Consider the following 4,088-nt stretch of genomic DNA (forward strand, 5'->3'; position numbering starts at 1 on the left):
CCACCCGCCCCACGGCCGCGGCTCCCCGGTACGGGCCGCCCGCATCCTGAGACAGGGCGGAGATCCTGGGCACCCTTGTGCGAGACTGCGGGCGTGTCCTCGTCCGCCATGATTATCGGCAGCAGGCGCGCCGGTCCGCAGTGACCGTCCGTACGACCACGTACGGAACGGCCATCGTGCCCCAGACCCGCGCGCAGACCTCTCGCACCCGCGAGGGGTTTTTTCGTTTTCCGGCCCTCACCTCGGCCGGGACGAGGCACGCGAGAGGATGGGGGCAAGTGGAGCCGATTCGTCCGGATCCGCTCACCGACAGGAGTCAGACAGCATGACCACCAAGGCCACGGCCCCCGACGACAGTTTTCACGTCTTCGACACCACCCTGCGCGACGGAGCGCAGCGTGAAGGCATCAACCTGACGGTCGCGGACAAGCTGACCATCGCCCGGCACCTGGATGCCTTCGGGGTCGGTTTCATCGAGGGCGGCTGGCCCGGCGCCAACCCCCGCGACACCGAGTTCTTCGCCCGGGCCCGGCAGGAGATCGAGTTCGAGCACGCCCAGCTCGTCGCGTTCGGCGCCACCCGCCGCGCGGGCGGCAAGGCCGCCGAGGACCCGCAGGTGCGGGCGCTCCTGGAGTCGGGCGCCCCGGTGATCACCCTGGTCGCCAAGTCCCACGACCGCCATGTCGAACTCGCTCTGCGGACCACCCTCGAGGAGAACCTCGACATGGTCCGCGACACCGTCTCCCACCTGCGCGAGCAGGGCCGCCGCGTCTTCGTCGACTGCGAGCACTTCTTCGACGGCTACCGCGCGAACCCGGAGTACGCCAAGTCCGTCGTCCGCACCGCGTCCGAGGCCGGCGCCGAGGTCGTCATCCTCTGCGACACCAACGGCGGGATGCTGCCCGCCCAGGTCCAGGCCGTCGTCTCCACGGTCCTCGCCGACACCGGGGCCCGGCTCGGCATCCACGCCCAGGACGACACCGGATGCGCCGTCGCCAACACCCTGGCCGCGGTGGACGCGGGCGCCACCCACGTCCAGTGCACGGCCAACGGCTACGGCGAACGCGTCGGCAACGCCAACCTCTTCCCCGTCGTCGCCGCACTGGAACTCAAGTACGGCAAGACCGTCCTGCCCGAGGGCGCGCTCGCCGAGATGACGCGGATCTCGCACGCCATCGCCGAGGTCGTGAACCTGACGCCCTCCACCCACCAGCCCTACGTCGGGGTCTCCGCCTTCGCCCACAAGGCGGGGCTGCACGCCTCCGCGATCAAGGTCGACCCGGACCTGTACCAGCACATCGACCCCGAACGCGTCGGCAACACCATGCGGATGCTGGTCTCCGACATGGCGGGCCGCGCCTCGATCGAGCTCAAGGGCAAGGAGCTCGGCATCGACCTCGGCAACGACCGGGCGCTCGTCGGACGCGTCGTCGAGCGGGTCAAGGAGCGCGAACTCAAGGGCTACACCTACGAGGCCGCCGACGCCTCCTTCGAACTCCTGCTCCGCGCCGAGGTGGACGGCCGCCCCCGCCGCTACTTCCGCGTCGAGTCCTGGCGGGCCATCGTCGAGGACCGCCCCGACGGCACGCACGCCAACGAGGCGACCGTGAAGCTCTGGGCCAAGGGAGAGCGGATCGTCGCCACCGCCGAGGGCAACGGCCCGGTCAACGCCCTGGACCGGGCCCTGCGCGTCGGGCTGGAGCGGATCTACCCGCAGCTGGCCAAGCTGGAGCTGATCGACTACAAGGTCCGCATCCTGGAAGGCCGCACCGGGACCGAATCCACCACCCGGGTGCTGGTCACCACGGGCGACGGATCCGGCGAATGGTCGACCGTCGGCGTGGCCGAGAACGTCATCGCCGCGTCCTGGCAGGCCCTGGAGGACGCGTACACCTACGGCCTGCTGCGGGCGGGCGTCGAGCCCACCGACTGACGGCCGGGACCACTACCGGAGCCGCCACTCCTGGTCGGCGGCTCCGGTGCACGTCCGGATCGGAGACGGACGCCGTTCGTCGAGGGGCGGCCCACGAGGGCCAGGCACCGTGGCCGCCGCCGTGTCGACCATGTCCCCGGTGACGGCGTCGTACGTCCAGCGCTGCGCTCCCGGACCGTTGCAGATGTACAGCCGGCCCTTCGCGTCGGCGGCCGTCGAGCCCGGGGGCGTCCAGGAGGGGCGCCCGGCACGGTGACCGAGCCGTCGCCGCCGACCGTCCAGCGCTGGTTGGCCGTTCCGTGCCGGGCGATCCCGCCGGAGCCCGGGGGGCGTGTACGGCCGCGCCTGGAGGTGCTTCACGCGGATGTCCGCGTAGGTGCCGTGGTTCTCGGCCGTCGAGTCGGCCGAGATCAGCCGGCCGCCGTCGAATCGGCCGCCGTCAGCCGGCCGCTGTCCTCGTCCAGGCCGGGGCGGTCCACGGGGAGGCGACGGTGGAGGGGGCGGGGTGGAGCTGCTTGGCCTGCTGGGTGAGCGGCAGGACGTCCTGCGGATCGTGTGCGATCGAGAACTTCGTTGAGACCGGGGCCGGAATGCGCGGCCGGCAGGCCGTCGTAGGTGCAGCCGGACCGCGCCAGGTCCGAGCCGCCCATCGGATGGCGTGCGAACGAGAGCCCCGTTCCCTCCGTGGAGGAGAGCGGCTTCTTCGTCGTCTCGTCGCCGGTGGCCTGGGTGCCCCGCTGCTCCTCATCAGCCACGCGGCGGCCGGCCGGACCCCCGGCGCCGAACGCCGCCGCGACGAGGACTGTCACCGTTCCGCCGGACGCGTCACGGGGCTGCTGCCCTTCCCGGCAGCGGCGCGGGGGAAGCGCCGTCGAACGAGCCGGGACCGCACCGCTGTCACCCGCTCACGCACGGGCCGGTTCGTTCAGGAAATGAAGGCGGGCCTCGTCAGGACACGCCGCGCGGGTCGGTCCGGACCAATCTCGGCGCGAAGTATTGACGCTTCTGATCCAGGGCGGTTAACTCCAGCGGCAACGCCGGTACCGGTTCCGGTACCGGTTGCGGAACCGGTGCCGGGACGTCCCGGCCGCCCGTGCGCTCTGCCCTGCCCAGCCTTGTCCCCGGAGGCCCGATGCGTGTCACCATCGCCGATGTCGCCCGTGAGGCCGGCGTCAGCAAGACGACCGTGTCCCGCGTCATCAACCTCAAGGGTGAAGTGGACGGTTCGACCGCCGCCCGCGTTCGTGAAGTGATCGCACAGCTCGGTTACGTCCCCAGCTCGGGAGCCGTGGGTCTGGCCCGCGGCAGCAGCCGCACGGTCGGGATGCTGGTGCCCTCGCTCACCTGGCCCTGGATGGGCGAAGTGCTCCAGGGCGTCGTCGACACCGTCGAGGCCGCCGACTACGGGCTGCTGCTGTTCACCTGCAACCGCGGCGCCGAGTCGGTGGAACGCTTCACCAGCCAGGTGACGGCACGCGCCTTCGACGGGCTCGTCGTCGTCGAGCCGGAGAACACCCTCGACCGCCTCACCGCACTGCACCGCTCCGGCCTGCCGATCGTGCTCATCGACGACCGGGGCCGGCACCCCGAATTCACCTCCGTCGTGACCACCAACCACGAAGGAGGCGCGTCGGCCGCCCGTCATCTGCGGGCCGGCGGGCGCACCAGGCCCGTCGTCGTCACCGGACCCGAGCACTTCGGCTGCGTACACGACCGCCTCGCGGGTTTCCGTTCGGTCCTGCCCACCGACCTGGTGGTGACCGGGGACTTCACCGAAGGCGCGGGCCGGCTCGCCATGGAGCGCCTGCTGTCCGAGGGGGCGGAGTTCGACTCGGTCTTCGCCCACAACGACATCACCGCGGCGGGTGTCCTGCGGGCCCTGCGAGCCGCCGGCCGCCGCGTACCCGACGACATCGCGGTGGTCGGCTTCGACGACATCCCGATGGCCGAACACACCGAACCGCCGCTGACCACCGTGCACCAGCCCACCCGTCAGATGGGCGAGGCGGCGGCCCGTCTGCTGCTCGAACGCCTCGGCGGCAGCTCCCCGCCCGACGAGCCCCTCGTGCTGCCCACCGAACTGGTCGTGCGCCGCTCGGCGCCGTAGAGGGGCGCGGCCGTCCCGGACGGCCCGCGCCCGCCCCCAGCCCCCGAC

2 protein-coding genes are annotated in these 4,088 nt (G+C 72.0%); both read left to right on the forward strand.

The genetic code is table 11. The features are described 5' to 3' along the window. Positions 1-325: 325 nt before the first annotated feature. Complete coding sequence (cimA, locus tag IH13_RS0124055) at positions 326-1,933, forward strand: citramalate synthase (RefSeq protein WP_031087743.1); 1,608 nt, start codon at positions 326-328, stop codon at positions 1,931-1,933. A 1,132-nt stretch (positions 1,934-3,065) separates the two neighbouring features. Then, positions 3,066-4,040, forward strand: coding sequence for a LacI family DNA-binding transcriptional regulator (locus tag IH13_RS0124065; protein ID WP_031087745.1), 975 nt, complete (start codon positions 3,066-3,068; stop codon positions 4,038-4,040). Positions 4,041-4,088: the final 48 nt, after the last annotated feature.

Origin of the sequence: Streptomyces sp. NRRL WC-3549, from assembly GCF_000721935.1 — a bacterium.
GTDB lineage: Bacteria > Actinomycetota > Actinomycetes > Streptomycetales > Streptomycetaceae > Streptomyces.